25 protein-coding genes are annotated in these 25,573 nt (G+C 72.9%); 18 read left to right on the top strand and 7 right to left on the bottom strand.

Annotated features, from left to right (window positions below):
* Window positions 1-93: 93 nt before the first annotated feature.
* The 6 genes from AB0I60_RS17115 (at window position 94) to raiA (ending at window position 6,994) form a co-directional block, all read left to right on the top strand.
* Window positions 94-735 carry a dTMP kinase gene (locus AB0I60_RS17115; RefSeq protein WP_360730829.1) on the top strand — a complete coding sequence of 214 codons (642 nt, stop codon included), beginning with the start codon at window positions 94-96 and terminating at the stop codon, window positions 733-735.
* Window positions 736-922: 187 nt separating this feature from the next.
* Window positions 923-1,600 carry an MtrAB system response regulator MtrA gene (gene mtrA, locus AB0I60_RS17110; RefSeq protein WP_015104936.1) on the top strand — a complete coding sequence of 226 codons (678 nt, stop codon included), beginning with the start codon at window positions 923-925 and terminating at the stop codon, window positions 1,598-1,600.
* 10 nt (window positions 1,601-1,610) lie between these two features.
* Window positions 1,611-3,338: an MtrAB system histidine kinase MtrB gene (gene mtrB / locus AB0I60_RS17105; RefSeq protein ID WP_360730827.1), complete on the top strand. Its 1,728-nt coding sequence runs from the start codon at window positions 1,611-1,613 to the stop codon at window positions 3,336-3,338.
* 67 nt (window positions 3,339-3,405) lie between these two features.
* Entirely contained in the window at window positions 3,406-5,148 is a 1,743-nt protein-coding gene (locus AB0I60_RS17100; protein WP_360730824.1) for an LpqB family beta-propeller domain-containing protein, read from the top strand.
* An 85-nt stretch (window positions 5,149-5,233) separates the two neighbouring features.
* The gene (locus AB0I60_RS17095; RefSeq protein ID WP_360730821.1) at window positions 5,234-5,869 is read left to right on the top strand and encodes a phosphoribosyltransferase; all 636 of its coding nucleotides are present in this window, start codon (window positions 5,234-5,236) and stop codon (window positions 5,867-5,869) included.
* A gap of 429 nt (window positions 5,870-6,298) precedes the next feature.
* Window positions 6,299-6,994, top strand: coding sequence for a ribosome-associated translation inhibitor RaiA (raiA, locus tag AB0I60_RS17090; protein WP_360730818.1), 696 nt, complete (start codon window positions 6,299-6,301; stop codon window positions 6,992-6,994).
* 111 nt (window positions 6,995-7,105) lie between these two features.
* Here the strand turns inward: raiA and AB0I60_RS17085 are convergent, their stop codons facing one another.
* Entirely contained in the window at window positions 7,106-8,026 is a 921-nt protein-coding gene (locus AB0I60_RS17085) for a DUF1698 domain-containing protein (RefSeq protein ID WP_360730815.1), read from the bottom strand.
* 211 nt (window positions 8,027-8,237) lie between these two features.
* Between AB0I60_RS17085 and secA the strand changes: the two genes are divergently transcribed.
* Window positions 8,238-11,117: a preprotein translocase subunit SecA gene (gene secA, locus AB0I60_RS17080; RefSeq protein ID WP_360730812.1), complete on the top strand. Its 2,880-nt coding sequence runs from the start codon at window positions 8,238-8,240 to the stop codon at window positions 11,115-11,117.
* 82 nt (window positions 11,118-11,199) lie between these two features.
* Here the strand turns inward: secA and AB0I60_RS17075 are convergent, their stop codons facing one another.
* A complete protein-coding gene (locus AB0I60_RS17075) occupies window positions 11,200-11,538 on the bottom strand; it encodes an Rv3235 family protein (RefSeq protein ID WP_360730810.1) in 339 nt (112 codons plus the stop codon).
* Here AB0I60_RS17075 and AB0I60_RS17070 point away from each other — a divergent pair.
* Window positions 11,537-12,007 (top strand): HAD-IA family hydrolase, encoded by a 471-nt coding sequence (locus tag AB0I60_RS17070; protein ID WP_360730808.1) that lies wholly within the window; start codon window positions 11,537-11,539, stop codon window positions 12,005-12,007. The two genes, AB0I60_RS17075 and AB0I60_RS17070, sit on opposite strands and share 2 nt — an antisense overlap.
* Before the next feature lie 387 nt (window positions 12,008-12,394).
* Here the strand turns inward: AB0I60_RS17070 and AB0I60_RS17065 are convergent, their stop codons facing one another.
* A complete protein-coding gene (locus AB0I60_RS17065) occupies window positions 12,395-13,201 on the bottom strand; it encodes an RNA methyltransferase (RefSeq protein ID WP_360731336.1) in 807 nt (268 codons plus the stop codon).
* Between the two features lie 202 nt (window positions 13,202-13,403).
* Between AB0I60_RS17065 and AB0I60_RS17060 the strand changes: the two genes are divergently transcribed.
* Genes AB0I60_RS17060 through AB0I60_RS17050 form a run of 3 tightly spaced genes read left to right on the top strand, consistent with a single transcriptional unit; the run spans window position 13,404 to window position 15,944 of the window.
* Entirely contained in the window at window positions 13,404-14,060 is a 657-nt protein-coding gene (locus AB0I60_RS17060) for a phosphotransferase (RefSeq protein ID WP_360730805.1), read from the top strand.
* A 10-nt stretch (window positions 14,061-14,070) separates the two neighbouring features.
* Window positions 14,071-15,453, top strand: coding sequence for a wax ester/triacylglycerol synthase family O-acyltransferase (locus AB0I60_RS17055; RefSeq protein ID WP_360730802.1), 1,383 nt, complete (start codon window positions 14,071-14,073; stop codon window positions 15,451-15,453).
* Window positions 15,453-15,944, top strand: coding sequence for a hypothetical protein (locus tag AB0I60_RS17050; protein ID WP_360730799.1), 492 nt, complete (start codon window positions 15,453-15,455; stop codon window positions 15,942-15,944). Before AB0I60_RS17055 ends, AB0I60_RS17050 begins: the two co-directional genes overlap by 1 nt.
* A gap of 13 nt (window positions 15,945-15,957) precedes the next feature.
* On the opposite strand, the gene AB0I60_RS17045 is transcribed toward AB0I60_RS17050, so the two are convergent.
* Window positions 15,958-16,326, bottom strand: a complete 369-nt coding sequence (locus AB0I60_RS17045) for a VOC family protein (protein ID WP_360730797.1) — start codon at window positions 16,324-16,326, stop codon at window positions 15,958-15,960.
* A gap of 37 nt (window positions 16,327-16,363) precedes the next feature.
* Here AB0I60_RS17045 and pruA point away from each other — a divergent pair, with 37 nt between their 5' ends.
* Together pruA and AB0I60_RS17035 are read left to right on the top strand one after the other, a co-directional pair.
* Window positions 16,364-17,989 carry an L-glutamate gamma-semialdehyde dehydrogenase gene (gene pruA, locus AB0I60_RS17040; RefSeq protein ID WP_360730794.1) on the top strand — a complete coding sequence of 542 codons (1,626 nt, stop codon included), beginning with the start codon at window positions 16,364-16,366 and terminating at the stop codon, window positions 17,987-17,989.
* Between the two features lie 56 nt (window positions 17,990-18,045).
* Window positions 18,046-18,351: a hypothetical protein gene (locus AB0I60_RS17035; RefSeq protein ID WP_360730791.1), complete on the top strand. Its 306-nt coding sequence runs from the start codon at window positions 18,046-18,048 to the stop codon at window positions 18,349-18,351.
* Window positions 18,352-18,356: 5 nt separating this feature from the next.
* Here AB0I60_RS17035 and rsgA read toward each other — a convergent pair whose 3' ends face one another.
* Window positions 18,357-19,364: a ribosome small subunit-dependent GTPase A gene (gene rsgA, locus AB0I60_RS17030; RefSeq protein ID WP_360730789.1), complete on the bottom strand. Its 1,008-nt coding sequence runs from the start codon at window positions 19,362-19,364 to the stop codon at window positions 18,357-18,359.
* A 2-nt stretch (window positions 19,365-19,366) separates the two neighbouring features.
* Window positions 19,367-20,647, bottom strand: coding sequence for a 3-phosphoshikimate 1-carboxyvinyltransferase (gene aroA, locus AB0I60_RS17025; protein ID WP_360730786.1), 1,281 nt, complete (start codon window positions 20,645-20,647; stop codon window positions 19,367-19,369).
* Window positions 20,648-20,730: 83 nt separating this feature from the next.
* On the opposite strand from aroA, the gene AB0I60_RS17020 reads away from it, so the two are divergent.
* Together AB0I60_RS17020 and AB0I60_RS17015 are read left to right on the top strand one after the other, a co-directional pair.
* Window positions 20,731-21,492 carry an SOS response-associated peptidase gene (locus tag AB0I60_RS17020; RefSeq protein ID WP_360730784.1) on the top strand — a complete coding sequence of 254 codons (762 nt, stop codon included), beginning with the start codon at window positions 20,731-20,733 and terminating at the stop codon, window positions 21,490-21,492.
* Window positions 21,489-22,100, top strand: a complete 612-nt coding sequence (locus AB0I60_RS17015; protein ID WP_360730782.1) for an alpha/beta family hydrolase — start codon at window positions 21,489-21,491, stop codon at window positions 22,098-22,100. Before AB0I60_RS17020 ends, AB0I60_RS17015 begins: the two co-directional genes overlap by 4 nt.
* Before the next feature lie 15 nt (window positions 22,101-22,115).
* Here AB0I60_RS17015 and ybaK read toward each other — a convergent pair whose 3' ends face one another.
* Window positions 22,116-22,592 (bottom strand): Cys-tRNA(Pro) deacylase, encoded by a 477-nt coding sequence (ybaK, locus tag AB0I60_RS17010; protein ID WP_360730780.1) that lies wholly within the window; start codon window positions 22,590-22,592, stop codon window positions 22,116-22,118.
* Between the two features lie 214 nt (window positions 22,593-22,806).
* On the opposite strand from ybaK, the gene AB0I60_RS17005 reads away from it, so the two are divergent.
* The 3 genes from AB0I60_RS17005 (at window position 22,807) to AB0I60_RS16995 (ending at window position 25,562) form a co-directional block, all read left to right on the top strand.
* The gene (locus AB0I60_RS17005; RefSeq protein WP_360730778.1) at window positions 22,807-23,442 is read left to right on the top strand and encodes a sigma-70 family RNA polymerase sigma factor; all 636 of its coding nucleotides are present in this window, start codon (window positions 22,807-22,809) and stop codon (window positions 23,440-23,442) included.
* Window positions 23,439-23,750 (top strand): mycothiol system anti-sigma-R factor, encoded by a 312-nt coding sequence (gene rsrA / locus AB0I60_RS17000; RefSeq protein WP_360730775.1) that lies wholly within the window; start codon window positions 23,439-23,441, stop codon window positions 23,748-23,750. The genes AB0I60_RS17005 and rsrA overlap by 4 nt, the downstream gene beginning before the upstream one ends.
* 333 nt (window positions 23,751-24,083) lie before the next feature.
* Window positions 24,084-25,562 carry a histidine kinase N-terminal domain-containing protein gene (locus AB0I60_RS16995; protein WP_360731334.1) on the top strand — a complete coding sequence of 493 codons (1,479 nt, stop codon included), beginning with the start codon at window positions 24,084-24,086 and terminating at the stop codon, window positions 25,560-25,562.
* The last annotated feature ends 11 nt before the right edge of the window (window positions 25,563-25,573 follow it).

The raw sequence follows: 25,573 nt of genomic DNA, 5'->3' as shown, positions 1-25,573 counted from the left end.
CACTCAATCTGGTGAGAGAAAGATCTCTCGTCACCCGACTGGGCGATGTTATGCCGCCGATCGAGGCTTCCCCTCGCCCCCTAGGGTGGTGGCGTGGGAAAACTCGTGGTGATCGAGGGATTGGACGGCGCGGGTAAGCGGACCCTCGCCAAGGCGCTGACCGACGCGCTCGCGGCCGAAGGGCGCAAGGTCGCCACCGGAGCGTTCCCCCGCTACGAGGACGACATCCACGCCGAACTGGTCCGGGACGCGCTGCACGGCCGGCTCGGCGACCTGACGGACTCCGTGCACGGCATGTCCGTCCTCTACGCGCTCGACCGGCGTGCCGCCGCCGCGCAGATCCGCGCCGACTTGGCCGACTACGACGTCGTGCTGCTGGACCGGTACATCGCGTCCAACGCCGCCTACGGCGCGGCCCGCCTCCGCGAGCACGCGGACGGCGAGTTCGTCGCCTGGCTGCGCGCCCTGGAGGTCGACCGCTTCGGTTTGCCGATCCCGGACCTCCAGTTGCTGCTGCGCGTGCCCAGCACCGTCGCCCAGAGCCGCGCCGCGCACCGCGAGACCTCCGAGCAGCGCGAACGCGACGTCTACGAATCCGACGACGACCTCCAGAGCCGCTGTGCGACCGTCTACGACGAACTGGCCGCCGCGCACTGGCTGTCCCCGTGGGAAGTCCTGGACGGCACCGCCGACCTGCGCGTGGAGGCACTACTGGGCAGGTATTTCACCCGATAGTCTCCTGACGTAACGAAACGTGACCGACCTGCCGATGAGTCGCTGGAGAATCCCGCGCGGGTGAGGCGAGGTGGGGCACGTGGAACGGCGACCGAGACCGACGGCCGAGCGGACCCGGGCGGCGACCAGCGGCGATGAGCACTGGGCGGTGCGTGCGGGTCCGACCACTAGTGGGACGATGTCGGGCATGAAGGCACGCGTGCTCGTGGTGGACGACGACCCCGCTCTGGCGGAGATGCTGACCATCGTGCTGCGGGGCGAGGGGTTCGATACCGCGGTGGTGGCCGATGGCGCCCGCGCGCTGCCCGCCCTGCGCGAGTTGAAACCGGACCTGGTGCTGCTCGACCTCATGCTCCCGGGCATGAACGGCATCGACGTGTGCAAGGCGATCCGCTCCGAGTCGGGCGTCCCGATCGTCATGCTCACCGCGAAGAGCGACACCGTGGACGTCGTGCTGGGCCTGGAGTCCGGCGCGGACGACTACGTGGTCAAGCCGTTCAAGCCGAAGGAACTGGTGGCGCGGATCCGCGCGCGCCTGCGGCGGACCGAGGCCGAGCCCGCCGAGGTGCTCCAGATCGGCGACCTGACCATCGACGTGCCCGGTCACGAGGTGCTGCGCGAGGGCAAGCCGATCCAGCTCACGCCCCTGGAGTTCGACCTGCTGGTCGCGCTGGCCCGCAAGCCGCGCCAGGTGTTCACCCGGGAGGTCCTCCTGGAGCAGGTGTGGGGCTACCGGCACGCGGCCGACACCCGGCTGGTCAACGTGCACGTGCAGCGGCTGCGCTCGAAGGTGGAGCGCGACCCGGAGCACCCCGAGGTGGTGCTGACCGTCCGAGGCGTCGGGTACAAGGCGGGCCCTCCGTGACCGGTGCCCGATGAGCGTGCTTGATCCCGCGATCCGCGAGCTGCGGCGGGGGATCGAGCGCGCGCGCCGGCAGGCCGCCGCGTTCGGCGACCTGTGGCGGCGCTCCTTGCAGCTCCGCGTCGTGGTCAGCACGCTGGCGCTGTCCTCCGCCGTGGTGTTCGTGCTGGGCATGGTGCTCCAGGTGCAGATCACCGGTCAGCTCCTGGACACCAAGACCCAGGCGGCGATCCGGCAGACCGAGGCGTCGGCGGCGGCCGTGCAGCCCGACCTGTCCGGCCTCAACCCCGGCCCGGACAGCGTGAAGTCGCGGTTCACCGCCGCGCTGAACAAGATCAACGCGGCGGGTTCCGGCCTGGACGCGACCTCGTCCGGCGCGGGCGCGTTCGAACCCGTGCTGTTCGACCCGGTCGGCGTCGGCTCGGACGGCCTGCCCACGGCGGTCGGCCCGTGGCAGGACGTGCCGCCGAGCCTGGCCAAGATGCTGGAGCGGGGCAGCGCCGGCTGGCAGATCGCCACCGTCGAGCGCAGCACCGGCCGCACCACGCTGCTCGTGGTCGGCAAACCGGTGAACAGCTCCGCCCACCCGATGCACCTGTACCTGCTGTTCCCGCTGACCGGCGAGCAGTCGACCGCCGAGGTGGTGCAGTCGACGCTGGTCGTCGGCGGGCTCGTGCTGCTCCTGCTGCTCGCGGTGATCGCCAACCTGGTGACCAGGCAGGTGGTGCGCCCGGTGCGGCAGGCCGCCGAGATCGCGGAGCGGTTCGCGGACGGCAGCCTGGACGAGCGGATGCCCGTGGTCGGCGAGGACGACGTGGCGCGGCTGGCCGAGTCCTACAACGAGATGGCCGCGAGCATCCAGCGGCAGATCCACCAGCTGGAGGAGTTCGGCCAGCTCCAGCGCCGCTTCACCTCCGACGTCTCGCACGAGCTGCGCACGCCGCTGACCACCGTGCGGATGGCCGCCGACGTGCTGCACGCCTCGCGCGAGCAGTTCCCCGGCGGCCTGGCCCGGTCCACCGAGCTGCTGGTGGACGAGCTGGACCGGTTCGAGTCGCTGCTCGGGGACCTGCTGGAGATCAGCCGGCTGGACGCGGGCGTCGAGGAGCTGGCCGCCGAGCTGGTCGACATCCGGGTGCTCGCGCGCCGGGCGCACGACTCGGTGCGCGCCATCGCCAACAGCAGCGGCACGACCATCGTCATGGACCTGCCCGACCACGAGGTGACCGCCGAGCTGGACTCGCGGCGGGTCGAGCGCATCCTGCGCAACCTGCTGGCCAACGCCATCGACCACGGCGAGGGCCTGCCCGTCGAGCTGACCCTGCGCGGCGACGGCGACGCGGTCGCGGTGACCGTGCGCGACCGGGGCGTGGGACTGCGGGCGGGCGAGGCGGACCTGGTGTTCAACCGGTTCTGGCGGGCGGACCCGTCGCGCAACCGGCGCACCGGCGGCACCGGCCTGGGCCTGTCGATCAGCCTGGAGGACGCGCGCCTGCACGGCGGCTGGCTGGAGGCGTGGGGCGAGCGCGGGTACGGCGCGGTGTTCCGGCTGACCCTGCCGTGCCGGCACGGCCACGAGCTGACCGGCAGCCCGCTGCCGCTGGAACCGGCGGACCTGCCCGCCGTGGTGGCCGAGCCGGAACCCGAGGAGGAGCCGGCCGAGGAGGTCGAGCTGACCGAGGAGGAGATCACCTGGCAGCCCGCGCAGCCCGTGACGGGCGAGCGCGAGGAGGTCCGGTGACCGGCGCGGCGGGCGGTGGGCGCGCGGGTGCGCGGTCCGGAGGGGGAACCAGGGTGGGTGAGGTCCGGTGAAGCGGCTGGTCGCGTTGGTGGCCTGTCTGGTGGCCCTCGCGGGGTGCGCCGCCATCCCCACGCAGACGTCACCCGTCGCGGTGAACCCGACGGCGGGCGGCGCCACCGAGGTCGCGGCCCCGAAGCCCGCCAAGGGCATCGACCCGCTGAGCCTGGTCCGCGAGTTCGTCAACGCCTCCGCCAACCCCGACGCCGACTACGCGGCGGCCAAGGCGTACCTCACCGAGGAGGCCAGGAAGGACTGGGACACCAAGGTCACCCCGACGGTCATCGACACCACGTTCAACACCGTGCCGACGGGTGGCAGCGACCTGCCCTCGGACGCCAAGCACCGCACGGTGCTGCTCCAGGGCAAGAACGTCGGGTCGCTGGAGGTCGACAACTCGTTCGTGCAGCGCGTCGGCGACCTCACCGCGTCCATCGGCATCGAGGCCGACAAGGACGGCGAGTGGCGCATCGCCGACCCGCCGGACGGCATCTACGTGCCCCTGGTCGGCTTCCAGGCCAACTACCGCCGGGTCACCCTCTACTTCTACAACCCGGACTTCAGCGTCCTGGTGCCCGATCCGCGCTACGTCGTGGTCACACCGTCGACGTACATCCCGCGCCGGGTCACCGAGCTGCTGCTCAAGGGGCCCGCAGTCGGCCTGCGCGGTGCGCTGTCGACCGCGATCCCCAACGGCGCCGCGCAGCGCAAGGACACCCACGAGAACGACGAGGGCGCGCTGGAAGTCGACCTGACCAAGGTCGGCGACCTCACCGCGCAGGCGCGCAAGCTGGTCGTGGCCCAAGTTGTGAGGTCGCTGGCGGGCGTCACCAGCAGCCGCATCCGCATCCTGGTGGAGGGCGCTCCGATCTCGGCCGACCAGATCGAGTGGCGGCCCGCCGACGTGCAGTCCGGCGAAGCCCTGGTCACGCCGGACGCCGACCTGAGCGGCCTGGTGGTCAGCGGCGGCGTGGTGCGCAGGCTGGCCACCGGCGAGGCGGTGCGGGGCCCGGCCGGCACCGGCGAGTACCAGGCGGTCAGCGCCGCGCAGTCGCTGGACGGCACGGAGCTGGCCCTGGTCAGCCGGGTGGACGCCAAGACCGTCCGGCTGCGGGTGGGCAACGTGGAGGACGCGCTGGCTGCGGTCGACCTCCCCGCCTCCACCCTCACCCGGCCGTCGTGGCTGCTCAGCGGCCGGCCGGGGGAACCCAGCGGCGAGGTGTGGACCGTGGTCGACGGCGCGAACGTCGTGCGGGTGAACCGGACCGACGCCGGGTGGACCGCGAACGCGGTGAACGCCTCCGAGCTGACCCTGTTCGGCGGGATCACCGAGCTGCGGCTGTCGCGGGACGGCACGCGGGTCGCGGCCGTGGTCGGCGGGCGCCTGGTGGTGGCGGCGGTGGTGCGCGGCACGGACTCGTCGGTGTCGCTGCGGCTGCCGCGCAACCTCCAGCCGACCGTGCTGGGCACGGCGGTCGTCTCGGTGGACTGGTTGGCGCAGGACGTGCTGGTGGCGAGCACCTCGCTGGCGTCGTGGCCGATCGCCAAGGTGAACGTCGACGGGCTCAAGATCGAGCGCTACAACACCTCGAACCTGACCGTGCCGGTCAGCTCGGTGGCCGCCGCGCCGGGGCGCAACGTGGTGGCGGTGGACCAGAGCGGGGTGTGGAGCGCGGGCGACGTCGGCGACGTGTGGCGGGCGAGCACCACGATCAAGGTGGAAGCGGGCGCCCAGGCTTTCTACCCGGGTTGATTCCTGAGAACCCCGCGCCCGGGGTTCTCAGCCCGGTGTCCGCGCGCCCCGGAAATCGTCGTACCCCGCCGGCACGCTCGATCACGTGCTGATCAACCTGCTGTTCCCGCCCCGTTGTGCCGGCTGCCGGGCAGAGGGCGCGCACTGCTGCGCGCCGTGCCTCGCCGCCTTCGGCCCGCCGCGCCGCGTCCAGGTGCCGGGGAAATGCCCGCCGGTGTTCGCACTGGCCGATTACCGGGGGCCCGCCCGGGAACTCGTGCTCGCCCTCAAAGAGCGCGGCCGGCGTGACCTCGCACCCGTGTTGGGCGCGTTGGTCGCGGCGGCCGTGCCGGAACTGCCGGGCCATCCCGGCGGGGGCCGGAATTGGTGGTTGGTGCCCGCCCCGTCACGCCGCGCCGCCGCCCGCCGGCGCGGCGGCTCCCACTTGGTGGGAATCGCGCGGTGTGCGGGTCTGCCGGTGGCGCGGGCGCTGGCTTTCGCGCCCGGCGTGGTCGACTCGGTGGGGCTGGGCGCGGCGGCCCGGCGGGCCAACGTGGCGGGTCGCGTGCGGCTGGCCCGCACCGGCCTGCCGCCGCCCGGGTCGGCCGCTCTGGTGCTGGACGACGTGGTCACGACGGGTGCGACGGTCGCGGCCTGCGTGTCGGCGTTGAAGAGCGGCGGGTTCCGGGTACCTGCCGTCCTGTGCCTGACGTCGACTCGCGGATCCCACCCACACGGGTGATTCTGGTGGGGAACCCATCGGCCCGTTCGGCCGTTGGCCGGATATGAGGCGCGTGCGGAGGCTGTTCGGCGCAGTCACCCAGCCGACGACTGTCGGCAGGTGGCTCGGCTGTTCGGGTGAGCCTGCGCCCGCGCGTCGTCGGAGCGCGCTCGCCTGGCGCACTGCCGGTGTCCGCTTTTCGTCGCTCAGCGTCACGACCAGAAAATCATGGAGTTCCCCCGCCCCGGGGGCTGTCGCAGCGGCGAATACCGGGCTAACGTGCACCGCTATCAGCGTTCCCGGCACGCGGGGAGGAGGCGAACAGCCCATGACCCTGGCGCCGGTGGAGCGCTGAGGACAACCCTCAGCGACAACCCGCGAAGGCGATCGCGGGATCGGTGCCGCAGCGATCCGAAGCCAAAGCTCGCAGCAACGCGAGGGAGGTCGTGTATGGACATCGTCGTTAAGGGCCGCAACGTCGAGGTGCCCGATCACTACCGGGTGCACGTCGTCGAGAAGTTGTCCCGGCTTGAGCGTTACGACCGCAAGGTCATCCGCTTTGACGTGGAACTGTTCCACGAGCCGAACCGCAGGCAGTCGAAGAACTGCCAGCGCGTGGAGATCACGGGCAAGGGTCGTGGCCCGGTGATCAGGTCGGAAGCGTGCGCCGGGGACTTCTACGCCGCCCTGGATTCAGCGGTCACCAAGTTGGAGAACCGGCTGCGCCGCTCGCACGATCGCAGGCGGGTGCACCACGGGCGACGGGGCCCGACATCGGTCGCCGAGGCGACCAGCGGACTGGCGGCGCCGCCCCCGGTCCTCTCCGAGCACGACGGACAGGCGCAGGGCTTGTGGCTGGGGCACACCGCGGTGCTCGAAGCCACCGACGAACCCGAACCGGCCTTCGGGGGCATGGCGGAAGTGCCCGCGCAGCAGCGGTGGGAAGAGGGCGTCGAGGACAACCTGCCCGGCCAGATCGTGCGCGAGAAAGAGCACACGGCCAAGCCGATGACCGTGGACCAGGCCCTCTACGAGATGGAGCTGGTCGGCCACGACTTCTACCTGTTCTCCGACGCGGACTGCGGACGTCCGAGCGTCGTCTACCGCCGAAAGGGCTTCGACTACGGCGTGATCAGGCTGGCCTGAGGGAGCCGGCCCCCACCACACACGTTGGCGGTCCCCGGCGTCCCTCTGCACGCCGGGGACCGTGACCCGCGCCGACACGGCGCACAGCGCCGCACCCCCCACCCCGCAACCTCACCGGACCGGCGGGCGACGTGCCGCACCGAGCCGTCGCGTGCGAACCCGCCGGCCCGCGCCCGCTACCCCGGTCGCCCTCCGCCACGGGTGGCGACGAGGGCGAGCGCCGGGCCGTGCGGGTGGTCGCGGTCGTCGAAGGCGATTCCGTCCACCTCCCACCCCAGGTGCGCGAGCGCGCCCAGCAGGTCCTCGCGCGACAGCCAGTTGGCGCGGGCCGCGCTGCCGCCGCCGAACCCCTTGAGCTCCAGTCCGCTCGCGTACTCGAACCGGTGCAGGGTGTGCGCGTAGCCGGCGTGCTCCGCCGCCTCGTGCGCGGTGAATGCGGGGCCGCAGCAGGTCGCTGCCCGTCATCACGCCCTCGTCGTAGTAGTGCGTCCACAGCACGAGCCGCGACGACACCCGCGCTGCCAGCGCCAACGCCTCCACCGGCGACCGCAGGTGGTACAGCACGCCGCTGGCGAAGCACACGTCGTACCGGTCGGGGGTCACCCGCATGTGCTCCAGGAAGTCGCCGAGCAGGAACCGCGCCCCGGTGATCCCGAGCAGCTCCTTCACGACCAGGCACTTGAGGTACGCGGTGGTCTGCGCCTCGATCGCCACGACCGACGCGCCGGCCTTCGTCAACTGGTAAGTGTGCCCCGCCTCCAGCGGTCCGAGCTCCAGCACCGACCGGCCGGCCACCGGACCGAGGTGCTCCAGCGCCCACGCCACCCGCGCGTCGGCGAACAGCGGGACCGGGCCGGACGTCACCCCGTCGAGGGGCAGCGCCGAGGACCACGTCCCGGCGAACAGGTCCACCGCCACCTGCGGCGACGGGCCCACCCGCACGTACCGGTCCAGCACCGACGAGCCGGCCGGGGGAGTGCTCGCGGGGCTGGTCGCGGCCTTGATGCGGTCGAGGAGGGAGCGCAGCGGCATGGGGCGAACCCGGTGCCGCCGGTTACCGCGCGGGGCGTTCCCGGCAAGGTCGTCACGCGGCGTTCCGCACCCCTTCCTACCTGTGTCTGTGCACACACCTTCACGACTTGCCTACGATGGCGGGTGGTGGGGGTCCGCCATGGCCGTGGTGGACCGCTGGAAGGCGCCCGTGCGCGGGCGCGACGCGATGAGGTAATGAGGTCGACCCGAGATGGTGCTGTCCCGACTGCTCCGCGCCGGCGAAGGCAAGATGCTCAAGCGCCTGCGCAACATCGCAGCGCACATCAACAACCTCGAAGACGATGTCGTCGACCTCTCCGACGCGGAGCTGCGCGCCAAGACGGAGGAGTTCAAGAAGCGCCACGCCGAGGGCGAGTCGCTGGACGAGCTGCTCCCCGAGGCGTTCGCGGTGGTCCGCGAGGGCGCGAAGCGCACCCTCGGCCAGCGCCACTTCGACGTCCAGCTCATGGGCGGCGCGGCGCTGCACCTCGGCCAGATCTCCGAGATGCGCACCGGTGAGGGCAAGACCCTGACCTCGGTGCTGCCCTCGTACCTCAACGCGCTCGCGGGCGAGGGCGTGCACGTCGTCACGACCAACGACTACCTGGCCAAGCGCGACGCGGAGTGGATGGGCCGCATCCACCGCTTCCTGGGCCTGACGGTCGGCGTGATCCTCTCCGAGATGACGCCCGAGCAGCGGCGGGCCGCCTACCAGGCGGACATCACCTACGGCACGAACAACGAGTTCGGCTTCGACTACCTCCGCGACAACATGGCGTGGAGCCAGGACGAGATGGTCCAGCGCGGCCACTTCTTCGCGGTCGTCGACGAGGTCGACTCGATCCTGATCGACGAGGCCCGCACGCCGCTGATCATCTCCGGCCCGGCCGACCAGTCGTCGCGCTGGTACGTCGAGTTCGCGCGGCTGGCCACCCGGATGAAGCGGGACGTCCACTACGAGGTGGACGAGCGCAAGCGCACGATCGGCGTGTCCGAGCAGGGCGTCCAGTACGTGGAGGACCAGCTCGGCATCGAGAACCTCTACGACTCCACCAACACGCCGCTGGTCGGGTACTTCCAGAACTCGATCAAGGCCAAGGAGCTGTTCACCAAGGACAAGGACTACATCGTCCGCAACGGTGAAGTGATGATCGTGGACGAGTTCACCGGCCGCGTGCTGGCGGGCCGCCGCTACAACGAGGGGATGCACCAGGCCATCGAGGCCAAGGAGGGGGTGGAGATCAAGGCGGAGAACCAGACCCTCGCCACGATCACCCTCCAGAACTACTTCCGGCTCTACGCCAAGCTCGGCGGCATGACCGGTACCGCCGAGACCGAGGCGGCCGAGTTCCACCAGACCTACAAGCTCGGCGTGGTGCCGATCCCGACCAACCGGCCGATGCAGCGCCAGGACCAGCCCGACCTCGTCTACAAGACCGAGGAGGCGAAGTTCGAGGCGGTCGCCGAGGACATCCTCGAACGGCACGACAAGGGCCAGCCGGTCCTGGTCGGCACGACCAGCGTCGAGCGCTCCGAGTACCTGTCGAAGCTGCTGGTGCAGAAGGGCGTGCCGCACGAGGTGCTCAACGCCAAGCACCACGACCGCGAGGCGCTGATCATCGCCAAGGCCGGCCGCAAGGGCGCGGTCACGGTCGCCACGAACATGGCGGGCCGGGGTACCGACATCGTGCTGGGCGGCAACCCGGACATCATCGCCGACCACGAGCTGCGCGAGCGCGGCCTCGACCCGGTGGCGAACCCGGAGGAGTACGAGGCCGCCTGGTCGAAGCTGATCGAGGACATCACCACCGAGGTGAAGACCGAGGCGGAGGAGGTCCGCGACGCGGGCGGCCTCTACGTGCTGGGCACCGAGCGGCACGAGTCGCGGCGCATCGACAACCAGCTGCGCGGTCGTTCCGGCCGGCAGGGCGACCCGGGCGAGTCGCGGTTCTACCTGTCCCTCAAGGACGAGCTGATGCGCCGCTTCAACGCGGCCATGGTCGAGAACGTGATGACCCGCCTGCGGGTGCCCGACGACGTGCCGATCGAGCACAAGATGGTCACCCGGGCGATCCGGTCCGCGCAGACCCAGGTCGAGCAGCAGAACTTCGAGATCCGCAAGAACGTCCTCAAGTACGACGAGGTCATGAACGAGCAGCGCAAGGTGATCTACGCCGAGCGGCACCGCGTGCTCGCCGGCGAGGACCTGCGCGAGCAGGTCGAGCACATGATCACCAACGTGGTCGGCGACTACGTGGACGGCGCGACCGCCGACGGGTACGCCGAGGACTGGGACCTCGACAAGCTGTGGACGGCGCTCAAGACGCTGTACCCGATCACGCTGGACTACAAGGCGCTGCTGGAGTCCGACGACGAGGACCTCACCAAGGAGTCGCTGAAGGCGAAGCTCCAGGAGGACGCGCTGGCCGCGTACCAGGCCCGCGAGGCCGACATCGACGGCCGGGTCGGTCCGGGCGCGATGCGCGAGCTGGAGCGCCGCGTGCTGCTGTCCGTGCTGGACCGCAAGTGGCGCGAGCACCTCTACGAGATGGACTACCTCAAGGAAGGCATCGGCCTGCGCGCCATGGCGCAGCGCGACCCGCTGATCGAGTACCAGCGGGAGGGCTTCGACATGTTCAACGGGATGCTGGAGGCGCTCCGCGAGGAGGTCGTCGGCTTCCTGTTCAACCTCCAGGTCGAGGCCGCCGAGCCGGAGCCCGCCCCGGAGCCCCCGGTGCAGGTGTCCATCGCGGCCGGTGCCGGCGCGCTGACCGGCAGCCGGGCCCGTGCGCGGGCGGCGGCAGCCGCGGCGGCCCAGCAGGAGTCGTCGGTGCAGGACGCGCCCGCCGGCCCGGCGCTGGCGCAGCTCGCCGGCGGCGACGCGATCCCGCCCGCGCTGCGCGGCAAGGGGCTCGACCAGCGGGGCGGCCAGCAGGGCCTGACCTACAGCGGCCCGTCCGAGAGCGGTGACGCGGAGACCAGCGGCGAGGCGCGGCAGGCCGGCGGTGGCGGCGGCCAGGGCACCCGCAAGGAGCGCCGCGCGGCGGCCCGCGCGCAGGAGAAGGCGAACCGCAAGGGCCCGCGCCAGTAGGGGACGTGCGCTGCGAGTGCCGCCGGGCCGAGGGTCCGGCGGCACTCGCCGTTTCCGCTCCGGCCGACGTGCGCTGGAACCGTCACGGCAGCACGTGGAACTCGGTGCACCACCACCGGTCGTCGGCCCACTCGATGCGGGCGGCCAGCGCGCGGACCCGGCCGCGCCCGCTGACCAGCACGCCGGACAGCTCGGCGGCCTGCCCCGAGGTCGGGCACAGCCGGGTCACGCCCAGCCGCGCGGTCCGCAGCACCGCTGCCGCCCGCCCCACCCCGGCCTCCGCCGGCGCGGCGAGCACCCGGGCCACCTGGCGGTGCGGACGCCGACCGGACACCGCCTCGACCACGGCGGTGACCAGCCGGTGGGCCCGGCGGTGCGCGGCGGGCGTGCGGGCGCGCAGCACGCGCACGGGGGGTGACATGCTTCAACCGAGCCGCCGGAGGCCGGCGGCGTACCGGGATCACCTGGTGGAGGTGGGTGTGCGCGGTCTGGTGCTGGACTTCGGCGGGGTGCTCACCGACCACGGCGACGACCCCGGCGTGGACGAGCCGCCGCTGGTCACCGCCGCCCGGCAGGTCCGCCGGCACGGCCTGCGGACCGCGATCCTGTCCAACGCGGACGGCCTGTGGGCACCGCCCGAGCCGTGGCGCGACCTGTTCGACGCGGTGATCACCTCCGGCGAGGTCGGGTACGCCAAACCGGACCGCCGGATCTACCTGCTGGCCGCCGCCCGGCTCGGCCTGGAACCGGGCGGCTGCGTGTTCGTGGACGACCTCGCGGTCAACGTCCGGGGCGCGGCGGCGGTCGGCATGGTCGGTGTGCACCACCGGTCGGTGCGGTCCACCCTCGAGGAACTCGAAGTGCTGTTGGAGGTCCCCCTCCGGGGTTAACCGGTGACCGTGCGCTGAGCGGCGACCACTCGTGCGGTGAATTGCCGGTAATCCGCACGGCGACGTACGTTCGGACCAGTCGGAATCGAACGCACATCTCCACAGCGGGCACGACGGGTTTTCCGGTGTTCCGCGACTTCGGGTCGGCGGGCCGACATCCGTGCGGGCGTACTGCGAAGCCGGGATCAGCGTGGGAGGGGACCGGCGATGTCGCCCACAGGTGGTCCGGGCCGCCGACGTGGAGCACCGGGGGCCGATCGGGACGGCGCACGCCGGGCACTCGCCCGGCCGGCTGTGACGTCGGGTCGCCCACAGTGAAGCGGCGCGGGTGTCGGAGCGGCCCTCCGGCGCCCGCGCCGCGACCGGCTCCGGCGGGTCGCGCCCGGGTCAGCGGGCGACGACGGCCCGGCGGACCACCTCGAAGCACAGCACAGCCGCCGCGCTCGCCACGTTGAGCGACTCCACGCCCGCCGCCATCGGGATCGACAGCCACCCGGCGATGAACGGCCGGACGTCCTCGGAGATCCCGTCGGTCTCGCTGCCCAGCACGTACGCCGCGCGGTCGGGCAGGTCGGCGCTGTAGATGGTGTCGGACGCGCCCGCGTCCAGCGCGAACAGCGGGTACCCGGCCTCGGACAGCTCGGCCGCCGCCTCGCCCGCCGTCGCGCACTTGAGCACCGGTGCCCGGAACGCCACCCCGGCGGACGCCTTCACCACCAGCGGGTCGATCGACGCCACCCCCCGGCGCGGCACGACGATCCCGTCCAGCCCGGCGGCCGTCGCGGTGCGCAGGATCATGCCGACGTTGGCCGGCGTGGTGATGCCGTCCAGCAGCAGGATGCGGCTCGGCCGCCGCTCCAGCGCCCGCCCGAGCGGCAGCATCCGGGGCGCGACCACGTCGGCGAGCACCCCCTGGTCGTGCCGCCCGTTGCCGGCCAGCACCTTCACCCGCTGCGCGGTGACCCGCTGCACCGGCACACCGCGCCGGTTCGCCGCGTCCACGATCTCCTTCGCCGCAGGCCCGCGCGCGTTGTCCGCGAGCAGGACCTTGTCGACTTCGAGCGAGGCGTCGTCAAGCGCTTCGAGCACCGGCTTGCGGCCGTACACGGTGATGAACCGGTCCTTGGGGGAAATCACTGTGTCATCTTGCCCCGACTCCGTCGGGGCGGCGGGGCCGCCTGGAAGTCGGCCCATCGCGCCGCCTTCCACCCCGATCACGCTTTTCGATCGGGGTGGAAGGCGGCGCGACAGGCCGACGCGGCCCCGCGTGGTGGTCGGGTTCTAGGGAGTGGTGGGCGCGTTTGAGGGAAGGGGAGGGTGGTTGCGTGGGGATGGGGGGTGGGGGTAGCACCCATTTGGGGCTTGCTTTGGGGCTGTCAATCATGATGATCGTCACATGGACCCGCGCAACGTGGCGCACCGTCTGCTGGCTTCCGGCCGGGAGGCGGACGTCTTCCTGCGGTCCGACGGGCTGCTGGTCAAGCGCAGCCGCGTCGGGCGCGACCTGGAGCCCGAGGCCCTGCTGATGCGGCACCTGCACGCGCGGGGCATCCCGGTGCCCCGGGTGCACGACGTCGCCGGCACCGACCTGGTCATGGAGTACGTGCCGGGTCCGCGCATGTCGCAGGAGCTCGACGCCAAGCCGTGGCGGGCGGGTGCGCTCGGGCGGGAGCTGGCCGACCTGCACCGCTGCCTGGACGCGGTGGAGGCGCCCGACTTCCTGCCCGGCGAGGGGTGCCTGCTGCACCTGGACCTGCACCCCGGCAACGTGGTGCTCGGCCCGGCGGGGCCGGTGGTGGTCGACTGGGCCTGCGCGCAGCGCGGCGACCGCCGGCTGGACGTGGCGCTGAGCTGGCTCGCCATGGCGGTGGCCCCGCTCAAGCCGTTCAAGCGGCTGGCCCGGTCCCGGCTGGTGCGCGGGTTCCTGTCCGGCGTGGACCGCGAGGCGCGGCGCGCGATGCCCGCCGCCGCGGAGATCCGGCTGGCCCGGCACACCCGCGACCCGATCGAGGTCAGGGCCGTGCGCAGGCTGGTGGAGAGCTGCAGCGACTAGCCTGGCAGCCATGCCCGACCGCCTGTCCGCGCTGGACGCCTCGTTCCTGTACCTGGAGGACTCCACGACGCCGATGCACGTCGGCGGGGTGGCGGTGTTCCGCCGGCCGAAGGCGGGCTTCGACTACGACGGCCTGGTCGACCTGATCGAGCAGCGGTTGGCCCTGGTGCCGCGCTACCGGCAGAAGGTCGTGCACGTGCCGGGCCGGCTGGCCCGCCCGGTGTGGGTGGACGACCCGGACTTCGACGTCACCTACCACGTGCGCCGGTCCGCGCTGCCCCGGCCGGGCAGCGACCAGCAGCTCCACGACCTGGTGGCGCGGCTGATGTCGCGCCCGCTGGACCACACCCGGCCGCTGTGGGAGACCTACCTGGTCGAGGGCCTGGCCCGGAACCGGTCGGCGGTGATCACCAAGACGCACCAGGCGGTGGTGGACGGCATCGGCGCCCCGGAGATCGGCCAGGTCATCCTGGACGTGTCGGCCACGCCCCGGCAGCCGGTCGAAGCGCTGTGGATGCCGCAGCCCCAGCCCAGCGGCCTCCAGCTCGTCGCGGACGCCGTCGCCGAGGCCGTGCAGCGGCCCGGCGAGCTGGTGGAGAACGTGCGCAGCGCGGCCATGGACACCGTGGCCACGGTCCGCAAGGTCGCGGGCGCGCTGGGCGGGCTCGCGTCGGCCGTGCGCACCGCCGCCACGCCCGCGCCGGGCAGCCCCCTGAACGTCCGCATCTCGCCGCAGCGCCGCTTCGCGGTGGCCCGCACCCGGCTGGACGAGTTCCGCGCCATCCGCCGCGCGCACGGCGGCACGGTCAACGACGGCGTGCTGGCCGTGCTGTCCGGGGCGCTGCGGAACTGGCTGCTCTCGCGCGGCGAGGTGGTCACCGCGCGGACGACCATGCGGGCGATGACCCCGATGTCGGTCCGGGACGACGACGCGCACGGCAGCCAGGTGTCGGCCTACCTGGTCGACCTGCCGGTCGGCGAGCCGAACCCGGTTGTGCGGCTGCACCACGTCAGCCACGCCCTGCGCGCCCACCAGGAGTCCGGCCAGCAGGTCGCCGCGCAGACCCTGGTGAAGTTCTCCGGGTTCGCGCCGCCGACCCTGCACGCCCTGGGCGCGCGGGCGGCCAGCTCGTTCTCCCGGCGGCTGTTCAACGTGGTGGTGACCAACGTGCCCGGTCCCCAGGTGCCGCTCTACGCGGCGGGGGCGAAGATGACCGAGATGTTCCCGGTCGTGCCGCTGGCCAAGAGCCAGGCGCTGTCGATCGGCGTCACCTCGTACGACGGTGGTGTGTACTTCGGCCTGAACGCCGACCGGGACGCGATGTCCGATGTGGACGTCCTGGCGGCGATGGTCGAGGAGTCCGTGGAGGAACTGATGGGAACGGTGTCTTGATGAGGGTGTACCTCCCGGCGACCGTGGCGATCCTGCGCGGCCTGGTGGAGCGGGGCGAGTTCACGCCCGTGGGCGGCACCGGCTTCGCGCTGACGCCCGCGCTGCGCGAGTCCTACGCGACCGGCGACACCGAGGAGCTGGAGTACTCGGCGATGCTGGACGCCGCCCGCGCGTCGCTGCGGCTGCTGTCCGACGAGGAGAAGGCGGTGCCCCGGCGGGCGGTGGTGTCGGTCGACGTCGAGGACGTGAAGCTGCGCCCGGACCTGGACTTCTCGGTGGTCAAGATCGCCGGGCCGGTGACCCTGAAGCAGATCGCGGCGATCCACCTGGACACCTCGGACGCCGAGGACGCGGTGCGCGAGGCCGTCGAGGTGGTCGACGCGGCCGACCTCGGCGACCCGGACGCCGAGTTCGCGCTCGGCGAGGCCGAGGACCACGAGCTGGCCTGGTACGCGGCGCAGGAGCTGCCGTTCGTGCTGGAGCTGATGTAGCCCGGGGCCCGCCTCACATCCCGGGGGCGGGCTCCCACAGCTCGATGCGGTTGCCCTCGGGGTCGACCACCCAGCCGAACCGGCCGAACTCCGAGTCCTCGGTCTGCGGCAGCACCTCGACGCCCCGGTCGCGCAGCCCGACCAGCAGCGCGGGCAGGTCGTCCACCCGCAGGTTCAGCATCGCCCGCTGGCCCGGCTCGCCGAAGTACTCGGTGTCCTGCGCGAACAGCGCGAACGTCGTCGTCTCCTCCCGCACCCAGTGGAAGGTCACCGCGCCGTGCTCGTTCATCGGCACGCCGAGGTGCGCGCGGTACCACTCGGCCAGTCGCGCGGGGTTGCGGGCGCGCAGGAACACACCGCCGATGCCGGTCACTTTCGCCACGGCTGCGCACCGTACTACCGCGTGCCACGATGGCCCCATGGACGCCGTCACCTCGGTACCCGAACCGGTCAACGAACCGGTTCGGGGTTACGCACCCGGGAGCGCGGAGCGCGAGTCCCTGCGCCGCCGCGTCGCCGAGCTGGAGGGCGAGCGGCACGAGCTGACCATGACCGTCGACGGCCGGCGGCGGATGGCGGGCGGCGACCGCGTCGACGTGGTCCAGCCGCACGACCACCGGCACGTCCTGGGCGTCACCGGCAACGCCACCCGCGAGGACGTCGCGGACGCGGTGCGGGTCGCCCGCCGGGCCGCGCCGGGCTGGCAGGAGCTGCCGTTCGACGCGCGGGCCGCCGTCCTGCTCAAGGCCGCCGACCTGCTGGCCGGGCCGTGGCGGGACACCCTGAACGCGGCGACGGTCCTCGGCCAGTCCAAGTCCCCGCAGCAGGCCGAGATCGACGCGGCGTGCGAGCTGATCGACTTCCTGCGCTTCAACGCGCACTTCGGCCGCCGGCTGCTGGCCGAGCAGCCCGCGTCGGGTTCCGGCGCGTGGAACCGCTTCGACCACCGCGCGCTGGACGGGTTCGTCGTGGCGATCACCCCGTTCAACTTCACCGCGATCGCCGGCAACCTGCCGCTCGCACCCGTGCTGATGGGCAACGCGGTGGTGTGGAAGCCGTCGGTCACCCAGCAGCTCGCCGCGCACTGGACCATGCGGCTGCTGGAGGAGGCCGGCCTGCCGCCGGGCGTGGTCAACCTGGTGACCGGGGACGGGTCGGCGGTCTCCGAGGTGGCGATGACCGACCCGCACTTCGCCGGGCTGCACTTCACCGGGTCCACGGCGACGTTCAAAGCGCTGTGGCGCACCATGTCCGCCAACCTGGACTCCTACCGGTCCTACCCCCGGGTCGTCGGCGAGACGGGCGGCAAGGACTTCGTGGTCGCGCACCCCTCCGCCGACCGGGCGGCGCTGGTGACCGGCCTGGTGCGCGGCGCGTTCGAGTACCAGGGCCAGAAGTGCTCGGCCGCGTCCCGCGCCTACGTCGCCCGCTCGGTGTGGGAGGACATCCGGGACGAGCTGGCGGACGTGACGAACTCGCTGACCTACGGCGACGTCACGGACTTCGCCAACTTCGGCGGCGCGGTGATCGACGCCCGCGCGTTCGCCCGGCACGCGGCGGCGCTGGAGCGGGCGCGCGCGGTGCCGGGCGTCGAGGTGCTGGCCGGCGGCACCTGCGACGACGAGGTCGGCTACTTCGTGCGGCCCACCGTCCTGGTCGGCACCGACCCGTCCGACGAAATGTTCACCACCGAGTACTTCGGGCCGATCCTGTCGGTGCACGTCTACGAGGACGACCGGTTCGCCGACGTGCTGGAGCTGGTCGACGGGTCCTCGCCGTACGCGCTGACCGGCGCGGTGTTCGCCACCGACCGGGCGGCCGTCGAGCAGGCCGGGCGCGCGCTGCGGTACGCGGCGGGCAACTTCTACGTCAACGACAAGCCGACCGGCGCGGTGGTGGGTCAGCAGCCGTTCGGCGGCGCGCGGGCGTCGGGCACCAACGACAAGGCGGGCTCGATCTTCAACCTGCAACGGTGGACCAGCCCGCGCGTGATCAAGGAGACCTTCGCGCCGCCCACCGATCACACGTATCCGCACATGGGCTGAGCCGCAGCCGCGTACGTTCCTCGGGAGGACACCCCCACCACGGAACGGACACCCGCATGGACCCCGTGACGTTGATCGTCGGGGCGGCCATCGCCCTGGTCGCCTTCGGCCTCGGCACCCTGACCGGCCGCCGCCGGCGCGAGCCGCCCGCGCTGCCGCGCGCCACCTGCGACGGCTGCGAGCACGGCCTGTCGTTCCACGACGAGCGCGGCCGGTGCCACGCCAAGACCAGGACCAAGTCCGCGTACGTCGGCGCGCACGACGTGCCGTGCACCTGCGTGCAGTACGTGGGCGAGATCCCCGCCGACCGGGTGCTGGCGAGCTTCACCCCGCCCGTGCTGCCGCGCGACGACCAGCGGTAGCCCGCCTACTCGTACTCGTCGAACTTGCCGCGCGACTCCAGCAGCCTGCGCAGCGAGGCGAGCCGGCCGGGCGAGGCCACGCCGGTCGAGACCAGCTCGTCCAGCAGGCAGCCCGGGTCCTCGGGCGCACCCAGGTGGCCGCACCCGGACGGGCACTCCTCGGCCATCGCCGCCATGTCCGGGAACGCGCCGACGATGTCGTCCGGCGTGATGTGCGCCAGCCCGAACGACCGGATGCCGGGCGTGTCCACGGCCCACCCGCCCTCGGGCAGCGGCAGCGCCACCGCCTGGGTGGAGGTGTGCCGGCCCTTGCCGACGCCGCTCACCACGCCGACCGCCCGGTTCGCGTCCGGCACCAGCCGGTTCACCAGGGTCGACTTGCCGACCCCGGAGTGCCCGATCAGCGCGGACAGCCGGTGCACCAGGCGCCCGCGCAGCTCGTCGGGGTCGACGTCGGACCGCGTCACCACGACCGGCAGGTCCAGCTCCGCGTAGGCGGCGACCAGCTCGTCGGGCGGCGCCAGGTCGGACTTGGTCAGGCACAGCAGCGGTTCGAGGCCGCCCGCGTAGGCGGCCACCAGGCACCGGTCGATGAAGCCCCGGCGCGGCTGCGGGTCGGCCAGCGCGGACACGATCACGAGCTGCTCGGCGTTGGCCACCACCACCCGTTCGAACGGGTCGGTGTCGTCGGCCGTGCGCCGCAGCACCGAGCGCCGGTCGGTGACCTTCACGATGCGCGCCAGCGTGTCCGGCTGCCCGGAGGTGTCGCCGACCAGCCCGATCCGGTCGCCCACCACGACGGGGGTGCGGCCCAGCTCACGGGCCCGCATGGCGACCACGAGCCGGTCCGGGTCGTCCTCCACCGCGCACGTCCACCGCCCCCGGTCCACCGCGACGACCATCGCGGTCACCGCGTCGGCGTGCTCGGGGCGGCGCTTGCTGCGCGGTCGGGTGCCCTTGCCGGGGCGCACCCGGACGTCGGACTCGTCCAGCCGGTGCCAGTCGCGGGCCACGGTCAGCGGGTCCCGTGCGCGGCGGTCCCGAGCATCGCCGCCCACATGCCCGGGAAGTCGGGGATGGTCTTGGTGGTGGACCGGATGTCGTCCACCCCGACGCCCGGCACCACCAGCCCGACGATCGCGCCGGCGGTGGCCATCCGGTGGTCGGCGTAGGCCCGCCACGTGCCGCCGCGCAGCGGGCGCGGGGTGACGACGAGGCCGTCCTCGGTCTCCTCGGCGTCGCCGCCGAGCCGGGTGACCTCGGCGACCAGCGCGGCGATCCGGTCGGTCTCGTGGCCCCGGATGTGCGCGACGCCCCGGACCCGCGAGCGGCCCTCGGCCAGCGCCGCCAGCGCGACGACCGTCGGCGTCAGCTCGCTCTCGTCCCGCAGGTCGATGTCGACGCCGGTCAGCCGCGCCGGCCCGCGCACGGTCAGGCCGCGCTCGTCGAGGACCACCGCGCAGCCGAACCGCTCGAAGATGTCCCGCGCGGCACCGCCGGGCTGGGTGGTCGCGGTCGGCCAGCCCGGGATGGTGACCTCGCCGCCGGTCACCGCGGCGGCGGCCAGGAACGGCGTCGCGTTCGACAGGTCCGGTTCCACCCGCCACTCCCGGCCCCGGATCGGGCCGGGCTCGACCCGCCAGGCGTCCGGCTCGGAGTCGTCCACCACCACGCCCGCCTCGCGCAGCATGGCCACGGTCATCTCGATGTGCGGCAGGGACGGCACGGGCTTCCCGTCGTGCCGCACGACCACGCCGCTTTCGTAGCGGGCCCCGGACAGCAGCAGGCCGGAGACGAACTGGGACGACGCCGACGCGTCGATGGTCACCTCGCCGCCGGGCAGCCCGCCCTTGCCGTGCAGGGTGAACGGCAGCGCCTCGCCGTCGAGGTCCGCGCCCAGCGCGCGCAGCGCGTGCAGGATCGTGCCCATCGGGCGGACCCGCGCGTGCTCGTCGCCGTCGAACACGACCTCGCCCGAGGCGAGCGCCGCCGCCGGCGGCAGGAACCGCATCACGGTGCCCGCCAGCCCGCAGTCCACCGCCGCCGGACCGCGCAGCGCGCCCGGCGTGACCAGCCACGACTCGTCCGGCCCGTCCTCGACCCCGACGCCGAGCGAGGCCAGGGCGTCCGCCATCAGGGTGGTGTCGCGGCTGCGCAGCGGGGTGTGCAGCGCGGACGGCCCGTCGGCCAGGGCGGCCAGCACCAGGGCCCGGTTGGTGATCGACTTGGAGCCGGGCACGGGTACCGTCGCGTGCACGGGGCCGTGGGCGGTGGGAGCGGACCACTGCGAAGTCATGCGCCGATGATCCCGCATGGGGTGGTCGGTGGCTCGCACCGGTGGTTCCCACGTGCGACGATGGCCAATCGGAGGTGATCGGTTTGTGCGGCAGGTACGCCTCCACCAAGAACCCGGCGCTGCTGGCGGCGGAGTTCGACGCGGTGGACGGCACCGGGGGCGACGCGCCCGGCCCGGACTTCAACGTGGCGCCGACCAAGTCGGTGCTCGCGGTAGTGGAGCGGCACCCCCGCGACGAGGAGGGCAACGCCGACCCGGACGTGGTCGAGCGCAGCGTGCGGGTGCTGCGCTGGGGCCTGGTCCCGCACTGGGCCAAGGACCTCTCCGGCGCGGCGAAGATGATCAACGCGCGGGCGGAGAGCGTGCTGGAGAAGCCCGCCTACAAGAGTTCGGCCACCAAGCGCCGGTGCATCGTCCCGGCCGCCGGCTGGTACGAGTGGCAGCCCGGCGAGGGCCGCAAGCAGCCGTACTTCATCACCCCCGGCGACGGCTCCAGCCTGGCGATGGCGGGCATCTGGTCGGTGTGGTGGCAGCAGGACGGCGACGAGCGCACGCCGGTGATCACCTGCGCGGTGCTGACCACGGACGCGATCGGCGAGATGGCCCGGGTGCACCACCGGATGCCGCTCGTGCTGCCGCGCGACCGCTGGGCGGCGTGGCTGGACCCCGACCGCGCCGACCCGGGCGAGCTGCTCGCGCCGGACCGCGACCTGGTCGACGGGTTCGAGCTGCGCCCGGTGTCGACCAGGGTGAACAGCATCAAGAACAACGACCCGTCGCTGATGGACGCCGTCACGCTCACCGAGGACGAGAAGCCCGAGCCCACCCTGTTCGAGCTGTCATGACCTCGACCACCGTCGACACCCCGCACGGCCCCGCGCGGGCGGAGCTGCACTGCGCGCCCGAGGGGCGGGCCGGGCTGCTGCTGGGGCACGGGGCCGGCGGCGGGATCTCCGCGCCCGACCTGGTGGCGGCGACCCGGGCGGCGGTGGACGCGGGGGTGCACGTGGCGCTGGTGGAGCAGCCGTACCGGGTGGCCGGCCGGCGCGCGCCGGCGCCCGCGAAGCAGTTGGACGCGGCGTGGTTGGCGGTGGTCGAGGACCTGGGCGCCCGGTGGTTCGACGAGATGCCGCTGCTGTTCGGCGGCCGGTCGTCGGGTGCCCGGGTGGCCTGCCGGACGTCGGCGGAGGGCCAGGCGGTGGCGGTGCTGTGCCTGGCGTTCCCGGTGCACCCGCCGGGCCGGCCGGAGAAGAGCCGGATCGCCGAGCTGGACGGCGTCGACGTGGCCACGCTGGTCGTGCAGGGCGAGAACGACCCGTTCGGGCAGCCGGGCGTGGCGCACCGCCGCGAGGTGGTCCTGCTGCCCGGCGACCACACGCTCAAAGCCGACCTGGAGGGCGTGCGGCGCGCGGTGGGCGAGTGGCTCGACCGCATCCTGCGCCCGTTGGACTGAGGCCCTCGACCCGTACTAGGCGGAGATGTCCGCCACAACGGCCCGGGTGAGGCGCACCAGGTCGGCCGGTGCGATCTCGACCTCCAGCCCGCGCCGGCCCGCCGAGCAGTACACCGTGTCGAACGCCTCGGCCGAGGCGTCCACCACCAGCGGCAGGCGCTTCTTCTGCCCGAGCGGCGAGATGCCGCCCGCGACGTAGCCGGTGGCGCGCTCCGCCGCCGCCACCTCGGCCATCTTCGCCTTCTTGCCGCCCACGGCCGCTGCCAGCGCTTTCAGGTCCAGTTGGCCGGTGACCGGGACCACGCCGACGGTCAGCTTCCCGTCCACCTCGGCGACCAGGGTCTTGAACACCCGATCGGGTGAAATGCCCAGTGCTTCGGCGGCTTCGAGCCCGTACGACTCGTGGCGCGGGTCGTGCTCGTACGCGTGCAGCGCGTGCGCCACCTTCTGCTTGTCCAGCAACGCCGTGGCAGGCGTCCCACGTCCAGCCATGATCGCGCACCCTAGCCGGGGAATGCCCGCGTTGTCGCACGCGTTGTCGGCTGACGTGGCAACCGAGGTGATGGAACAGCAGGTCAGCAGGCCCGGTGCGGCCCGGCCGCCGCGTGGTTCGGCTCGCTGCCGGCCAGGCGACCGGCGCGTATCCTCGAACGCGTCCCACACAGCTTCAGCCACCGCGCCCGCCGGCCGGTGGGAAGGGAGCGCGGTGCCAGCCACGCGAACGCAGGACACGCCGACTGACGAGACGACGGCCGAGCGCGCCGCGCGTTTCGAACGCGACGCGATGCCGATGCTCGACCAGTTGTACTCGGCTGCCCTGCGGATGACCCGCAACCCGGCCGACGCCGAGGACCTGGTGCAGGAGACGTACTTGAAGGCGTACGCCGCCTTCGCGTCGTTCTCCGCCGGCACCAACCTCAAGGCGTGGCTGTACCGCATCCTCACCAACACCTACATCAACGGGTACCGCAAGAAGCAGCGCCAGCCGCTGCAGCAGCCCACCGACGAGATCACCGACTGGCAACTGGCCCAGGCGGAGAGCCACACGTCGACGGGCCTGCGCTCCGCCGAGATGGACGCCATGGACCGGCTGCCCGACTCGGACGTCAAGGAAGCCCTCCAGCGGCTGCCCGAGGAGTTCCGGATCGCGGTGTACCTGGCGGACGTCGAGGGCTTCGCCTACAAGGAGATCGCAGACATCATGGGCACCCCGATCGGCACCGTGATGTCCCGGTTGCACCGGGGCCGCAGGCAGTTGCGCGAGCAGTTGGCCGACGTCGCGCGGGAGCGCGGCTTCCTGCGCGGCCAGGACCAGGGCAGTTCGGAGGTGGCGGGCCGATGAGCTGCGGCGAACACCACGAGACCGACTGCTCGGAGGTGCTCTCCGAGGTGTGGCTGTTCCTCGACCACGAGTGCGACGAGCGGCGCAAGGAGCTGCTGCAGACGCACCTGGAGGAGTGCCACCCGTGCCTGGAGGAGTACGGCATCGAGGAGCACCTCAAGGCGCTGCTGGCGAAGAAGTGCGGCGGTGAGCTGGCGCCCGAGGAGCTCAAGCAGCGGCTGCGCGCCCGCATCCGCCAGGTCACCGTGGACGGCACGGTCGACGTGGAGGTCGACGTCGAGGTCCAGGTCCGCGCGAAGTCGGAGTGAGCCCGGACGGCGAAAGGGCCGTCACGGAGCTGTCGCCCCGGACGGCCCCCGACCGCACCTGATCGAACTCAGGCGTTGGGGCGCTTCCCGTGGTTCGCGCCACCCTTCTTGCGGTCGCGGCGCTTGCGGGCACGCTTCGACATCGGGTTCTCCTCGTACTCAGATTGCTTCACCCCAGTGTGTCACGTGCGCCGGCACCCCCGGCGCGGGGCCCGGACCGTGGTTGGATGGGCGCGAGCGGAGGAGGGGCATGACCGGGCGGATCAGGGCGGCGCGGCGCGCGGTGGCGCGGGGCCGGGCGGTCGTCGCGCACGACTCGGTGGTGGGGTAGCCCTGTCCACGCTCACCGACCTCCTGGCCGAGCACACCAAGCTCTCCGGCACGGCCGTCGACCACCTCCAGCTCGTGGTGGCGGAGTGGCAGCTGCTCTCCGACCTGAGCTTCGCCGACTTCCTGATGTGGGTCCCGCTGGACGGCACCACGTTCCTGTGCGTCGCGCAGGCGCGGCCGACGACCGCGCCGACCGCCCACCCGGAGGACGTGGTCGGCAGCACGGTCGAGGTGGACGAGCACCCGCAGCTGCGCCGGGCGATGGCCGAGTCGCGGATCTGCCGCGAGGAGGACCCGCGCTGGCACCTGGGCGTGCCGGTCCGCCGGGAGGCCATCCCGGTCAAGCGGCACGACGAGGTGATCGCGGTGCTCAGCCGCAACACCAACCTCGCCGTGCCGAGGGTGCCGAGCCCGCTGGAGATCTCCTACCTGGGCAGCGCCGCCGACCTGTGCCAGATGATCTCCGACGGCACGTTCCCCACCACCGAGCCGTCGCCCGACGTGCACACCAGCCCGAGGGTGGGCGACGGGCTGATCCGGCTGGACTCGTCGGGCGCGGTGGTGTTCGCCAGCCCCAACGCGCTCAGCGCCTACCACCGGATGGGGCACGCGTCCGACCTCGTCGGCGTGCACCTGGCCCCGCTGACCCGCTCGCTGATCGGCGACCCGTTCGACGCCACGGAGGTGGCCCAGCGCATCCGGTCCGCGCTGGACGGGCAGGCCGGCATGAGGATCGAGGCCGAGTCGCGGCGCGGCGCGGCCGTGCTGTTCCGGGCGCTGCCGCTGCGGCCCCGGGGGAGCGCGGCGGGCGCGCTGGTGCTGTGCCGGGACGTCACCGAGGTGCGCCGCCGGGACCGCGCGCTGATGTCGAAGGACGCGACCATCCGGGAGATCCACCACCGGGTGAAGAACAACCTGCAGACCGTCGCCGCGCTGCTGCGCCTGCAGAGCAGGCGGACCAGCTCGGAGGAGGCGCGCGAGGCGCTGGCCGAGTCGGTGCGCCGGGTCACCTCCATCGCGCTGGTGCACGAGACGCTGTCGATGTCGGTGGACGAGCGGGTCGACCTGGACGACGTGGTCGACAAGGTCATCCCGATGATGTCGGACGTGGCGGCCACCGAGTCCAAGGTGGTGGTGCGCCGGGAGGGCCCGTTCGGCATCGTGCCCGCCGAGCTGGCGACCCCGCTGGTGATGGTGCTGACCGAGCTGGTGCAGAACGCGTTCGAGCACGCGTACGCCGCCGGCCAGCACGGCGAGGTCGTCGTGCACGCCGAGCGGTCGGCGAAGTGGCTCGACGTGGTGATCTCCGACGACGGTCGCGGCCTGCCGCCGGGCTTCTCGCTGGAGCGCACCGACCGGCTGGGGTTGCAGATCGTCCGGACGCTGGTGGAGTCCGAGCTGAGGGGCAGCCTGAGCTTGCGGCGGAGGCCCCGAGGCGGTACAGAGGCGGTCCTGCGCGTGCCCCTCAGGGCCCGGCGTTAAACTAACCCCCG

It is taken from the genome of Actinosynnema sp. NPDC050436 (genome assembly GCF_040655415.1).
GTDB lineage: Bacteria > Actinomycetota > Actinomycetes > Mycobacteriales > Pseudonocardiaceae > Actinosynnema.
The sequence above is the reverse complement of the archived record's forward strand: the minus strand, read 5'-3'. Positions and strand labels throughout refer to the sequence as shown.